Origin of the sequence: Mesorhizobium sp. M0898 (assembly GCF_040319695.1) — a bacterium.
In the GTDB taxonomy this organism is placed as follows: domain Bacteria; phylum Pseudomonadota; class Alphaproteobacteria; order Rhizobiales; family Rhizobiaceae; genus Mesorhizobium.
In genome coordinates this window covers 1-5,129 of record NZ_JAMYOE010000098.1, presented here as the reverse complement: position 1 = coordinate 5,129, position 5,129 = coordinate 1, and the positions used below count along the sequence as shown (strand labels likewise).

Genomic DNA, 5,129 nt, shown 5'->3' with positions numbered 1-5,129 from the left:
AGTCGCGCATGAGCCGGCTGCATGGCGGCCGTCGCGACAAACTCGAAATCAGTCCGAATCTGTGGGCCGGTGTCGGCCTGGTGCGCGGCGGCGCCGGCACCGCTCTGGTCGGCGATGCGGCGACGGTGGCGGAGCGCATCGACGAATACCGGCGCATCGGCATCGATACCTTCATCCTGTCCGGCTATCCGCATCTGGAGGAAGCCTATCGCTTCGGCGAACTGGTGCTGCCGCTGTTGCCGCTCGATCACGAAATCTCGACGCGGCCGACGGCGGTTAACATGGGCCCCTTCGGCGAAACGGTGGCCGGCGACCATCGCCCGTCGTCGCTGCGCGCGAGCCAGTCTTGAGCGCCAGCGAACCGATCATAGCGATTGTCGGCGGCGGCTTTTCAGGTGCGGCGACTGCGTTTCATCTGGCGCGGCTGCTCCCGGCCGGTGCATCCGATATCGTGGTCGTCGAGCCGCGCGAAAGGCTCGGCTATGGTCTGGCCTATTCGACGACCGATCCTTCACACCGCATCAATGTGCCGGCCTCGAGGATGACGCTGATCTCCGGCCAGGACAGCCACTTTGCCGACTGGCTGGAGCAGACCAGAGCCATTGTAGACGATGCCGAGGCTATTGCCGCCTACGGAGCACTCTACCCGCAGCGTCGCGTTTTCGGGCGCTATGTGGAATCCCATCTCCGGCCCTTCCTTCTCAGCAAAACGATCCGCCATGTCAGGTCCGCCGTCGCATCGATCGAGCGCACCGGCGAGGGCTACTGTCTGATCCTCGCTGATGGCGGGACGCTCGCTGCCGACGCCGTGGTGATTGCGACGACGCATCCGCCGCCGGCCTTGCCGATGCCCCTGAAGTCCGTGGCTGGCACAGCCGGGCTGGTGGCCAATCCCTATGATCTCGAGAGGCTGGAAGCGATCGGCCGCGACGACCGTGTCCTGGTCGTTGGCACCGGACTGACGTCGGCGGACGTGATTGCAATGCTCGACCGCAGGGGGCATCGCGGCCACATCGTCGCGCTGTCACGCCACGGCTATCGCTCGCGCAGCCAAGCCGCGATGCTGGCCGATCCAATTGGTGATTTCACGACCCTTCCTTCACGAAGCGCAACGGCACTATTCAGGCGCATCCGGGTAACGATCCTTGATGCCAAGCGTCGGGGCGAAGACTGGCATCCGGTGCTCGATGCCGTCCGACGTCAGGGACAAACTATCTGGCAGGCCTTGCCGCTAGCCGAGCAGCGCCAGGTTGTGCGTCACCTTCGCGCGCTGTGGGATGTGCATCGCTTCCGCGTTGCGCCACAGATCGCGGCCGTGCTCGATCGCCGCGTTGCCGAGGGGAGGCTTTCCTATAGCGCCGCATCGATTGTCGGCGCCGAACAGGTAGACGGATGCATTCGCGTCAGGCAGCGGCTGCGTGGCCAACGCAGCGTCGTTGTCGATGCTTTCGACAGTGTGATCGTGACGACCGGACCGGCGCACGCCGATATCTTGCGGACCAACACGGCGATTGCGGCGCTCGAGCGGATGGGATTGGTCCGGCTCGATCCGATTGGTCTTGGTTTGGATACCGACAGCCAAGGCCGTGCGGTCGGCACATCCGGGCGCCCGACCGACAGCATTTTCGTCAGCGGGCCACTGGCGCGAGGCAGCGTCGGCGAACTGATGGGAATTCCCGAAGTCACCGCACATGCCGAGCGCATCGCCGCCGAAATTCACCAATGGTTGGGATACCAAACGGCGTTGCGTCGCAAGGCGTCGTGAAGCTGTGATTAGCATGAGTCTTTTCAGATCACACTGACGGAACGCATCGCCAAGATTGAAAGCGCATTCGAGGTTTATGAAAGGGCCATTGGTCGCAGTGCCGCTCCTGGCGCTTTTCGCGTTTGTCGCCGACGCCGCCGAAGTCGCCCAAGTTCAGGTGGAGAAACTGCGCGTTTGCGCGGAGTACGGTCTTCGGAGTTGGATTCTCGGAGAGCACCGAACTACTCTAGGCGACGAGCTTGGCTGCGTGTGCCTTCAACTACTGTTGGCTTCTAACAACTCCAATCGGATGTCAGGGGAGTGACGCCTCTGAAAATTTGTCGATAACTGTGAGTTCGGATTTTGACGACGATCTTCACCATAAAGCGATGAGCTGCAATTTCTAGCGACGGCCGCGCTAGGGACGGGCCTCCAGCACCATGTTGAACGGCGTCTCCGTGGCGCGACGGAATCGCTTGAAGCCGCCGCCGGTCACCACCTTGCGTAGCCTCGCCTCGCCGGCCTGGGCGCCAAGCCCGAGCCCGACTTCCTGCGACAGGGACGCGGGCGTGCACACGAACGTGGAAGCGGCATAGTAAACGCGTCCGACGGGATTGAGGTTCGCCGCTAGATGATTATGCGCGAACGGCTCGACGATCATCCACGTGCCATCCGGCTTGAGCGACCCGTGGACATGGGTGGCGGCGCCCGCCGGGTCGCCCATGTCGTGAAGGCAATCGAAAAAAGCGACGAGGTCATAGGTGCCGGGATAGGTCTTGGCGGCCGCGACCTCGAAGCGCGTGTTGGCGCCGACGCCGGCTTCCTCGGCGGCCTTGCGGGCGCGCTCGATCGAAGGGGCGTGATAATCGAAGCCGACGAAGCGCGAATTGGGGAAAGCACGTGCCATGAGCACCGTCGATGCGCCATGACCGCATCCGACATCCGCGACATCCACGCCGCGTTCGAGCTTCTCGACTACGCCCTCCAGGGCCGGCAGCCAGGAGTCGATCAGATTGGCATTATAGCCTGGACGGAAGAACCGTTCCGTACCGCGAAACAGACACGCGCTATGATCGTGCCATGCAACGCCCTTACCGGACTGGAATGCCTGCCTCACCTTTTCTTCGTCGAGCCACAGCGCGGATAGGAACTCGAATGCGCCAGCCATGAAGGCCGGGCTATTTTCATCGGCGAACACCAGCTCCTGCTCGGCGTTGAGATAGAACTGGTCGTTGGCTTCATCGTAGTCGACGTAGCCCGCCGCCGCCTGCCCGGAAAGCCATTCCCTTACAAGGCGCTCCTGGGTACCGGTGCGTGTCGAAAGTTCGGCGGCCGTCATCTTGCCGCCTTCGCGCAATGCCTTGAACAGGCCGAGTCTGTCGCCTAGCAAGACAGCCGCGCCCGTAGCGATCGCACCGAGATCGCCGACCATTTTCCCCAAGAATGCGTCCAACTTTTCCTGACTCGCTTCAGACATCGGAATCTCCCTTTGGGCTCGATCTCTCCCAGTAAAAGCCTCACAAGGGGAGAAGAATGGCGAAATTGGAGCCCGGGCCCATTCTTTGGCGTCCACGCGCGGGCCGACCACCATAATGGCGGGTTCGGCCGAAAGCAGCTTCTTCGCCGCTGCCTCGACTTGGTCGATCGATGAGGGCGGCGCGGCACTGGTGTAGCCGATGCCAAGACCCGACAAGCGTGGCTGCAATCGAACTGGAGGAATCCAGATTGTTGGTAGCATAGGTGCCGATCAGATATTTCTTGCTCGCTTTTAGCTCGGCCTCTGTCGGCCCTGTTTCCGCCAACTCCCTGATCACGTGGCGTATCAGCCCGAGCGTCTCGGCCGCCCTGTCGGCGCGCGTCGCCGTGGTCACGACAAGCGCATTGGAATGCTGGTGGTCTTTCAGGCTGGAATGGATACCGTAAGCAAGGCCGCGCTTTTCGCGCACTTCCTGGAACAGACGTGAGGTAAATGGCGAGCCTCTGAGTATTTTGCTTATCAGCTGTGCGGCTTAGAGTTCCGAGTCGCTGCGTCCGATGCCGGGAAAAACAAGCTGCAGCGAAGTCTGCGGCGGGTCGTAGGCGACCAATTACGCCGGCCGAGCTCGGGGCGACATCGGCCACCGGCGCGATCGCCTGCTTCTGAGGCAAATCGCCGACCGAGTCGTGGGGCCTTTCACTCAGGCCTTTGGCATCAATGTCGCCGACGACCGCTACGTGCAGCCCGTCACCGACGAAAGCGGCCTTGTGGAGGGCGCCTAGATCGACCGGCGTTATGCCGGCGAGGCTCTCCTTGGTGCCCCTCGTCCGGCCTCGAATAAGGATGCGTGCCGTAGATTCTGCGCCGCTTGGCGCGGATGCGGTCGACGGGCTCCTGGTCGAAGCGGGGGCTGTTAGGCGCGAGCCTGAGCAGATCGAAGGCGGCGTCCTTCCGTTCGGGCAGCATGCGCATCTGCCATAAATGCCGTCGCGCTGCGCGTCGAAGCTCATCTCGGCCCCGGCATGGTCAACCGTCGCCTGGAAGGCATCACTGTCGAGATCGCCGGCGCCCTCGTCGAACAGGCCGGTCATCAAATTGGCCAGTCCCTCCTTGTCAGCCGAGTCCTGCGTGGTGCCGCCGTCGAAGACGAAGCGGATGGCTCCGGTTGTGGTGACGGGACGGACGATAAGCAAGGTTCGGGGCGAAGTGATTTGTTCCGCGGCGGCGGTATGTTTTGGTGAGGTGATCATGCGACGTCTTCTTTCGTCGGGCACGTGTTTGCGGATGATGGTGCATGTACCGTGCCAAATGAGAAAACCATTTATACGCAGTCTGGTAGATCTGACCCTGCTACGTTGCGTATCCGACATTGTCGGAAATTGGACAGCGCCGAACGCGAAGCGGCTCGGGGCTTGTGACGATGCTTGCGCGTGCTGCTGCGGAGGGGGATATGAATGCGCCTCGAACTGGCGCGAGGCCTTCGAGAATGCCGGATTACTTAGCAAGGAGAAGTTGCTGGCGGACGACCGCCCATTTGAACCGTTTAAACGAAAATCCACCCCTTAAACGTCCCAAGATGCAATCTCCCCGCTCTCGAAGGCGAGAGAGTGGCAAGGCACAAGCAGGAGCGACATTCCTATTTTTGGCAGATCAGGATATTTTACTTAGCTGCTACAACTTGTTGCAACCAAGTTCGAATGTCGCGATGTCAGCAAAGTAGAAATGTCGCATAACGGTGCTGCCGGCTGCGACGTGAGCGCCCGATCGGGCGTCAGCTGGTCGGGGTTGCGCAGCCCGATCGGGGGCGATCCAGTAGATCTCCCTCGGCTTTAGATCCCATGAGGAGTGAACGGCGGCCGGCGCTCTGTCAGGGTGAGGCTGCATCGAACCACTCACTCAACAGGAGAT

4 protein-coding genes and 1 pseudogene are annotated in these 5,129 nt (G+C 61.8%); 3 read left to right on the top strand and 2 right to left on the bottom strand.

What is annotated here, in order from left to right; all coding sequences use genetic code 11:
• Nucleotides 1-350 (top strand): annotated as a pseudogene (locus NKH90_RS34090) (alkanesulfonate monooxygenase); the annotation flags it as partial.
• The gene (locus tag NKH90_RS34085) at nt 347-1,765 is read left to right on the top strand and encodes an FAD/NAD(P)-binding protein (protein ID WP_352823669.1); all 1,419 of its coding nucleotides are present in this window, start codon (nt 347-349) and stop codon (nt 1,763-1,765) included. The pseudogene NKH90_RS34090 and the gene NKH90_RS34085, both read left to right, overlap by 4 nt.
• Nucleotides 1,766-2,162: 397 nt before the next feature.
• Here the strand turns inward: NKH90_RS34085 and NKH90_RS34080 are convergent, their stop codons facing one another.
• A complete protein-coding gene (locus tag NKH90_RS34080; RefSeq protein ID WP_352452600.1) occupies nt 2,163-3,221 on the bottom strand; it encodes a class I SAM-dependent methyltransferase in 1,059 nt (352 codons plus the stop codon).
• A 40-nt stretch (nt 3,222-3,261) separates the two neighbouring features.
• A complete protein-coding gene (locus tag NKH90_RS34075) occupies nt 3,262-3,690 on the bottom strand; it encodes an insulinase family protein (RefSeq protein ID WP_352452599.1) in 429 nt (142 codons plus the stop codon).
• Between the two features lie 553 nt (nt 3,691-4,243).
• Here NKH90_RS34075 and NKH90_RS34070 point away from each other — a divergent pair.
• The gene (locus NKH90_RS34070) at nt 4,244-4,462 is read left to right on the top strand and encodes a hypothetical protein (RefSeq protein ID WP_352452598.1); all 219 of its coding nucleotides are present in this window, start codon (nt 4,244-4,246) and stop codon (nt 4,460-4,462) included.
• Nucleotides 4,463-5,129 lie beyond the last annotated feature (667 nt).

Excerpts from the sequence above, each read along its gene's own strand:
- NKH90_RS34080 (WP_352452600.1), bottom strand. The coding sequence starts at position 3,221 with ATGTCTGAAGCGAGTCAGGAAAAGTTGGACGCATTCTTGGGGAAAATG.
- NKH90_RS34070 (WP_352452598.1), top strand. The coding sequence starts at position 4,244 with ATGGTCAACCGTCGCCTGGAAGGCATCACTGTCGAGATCGCCGGCGCC.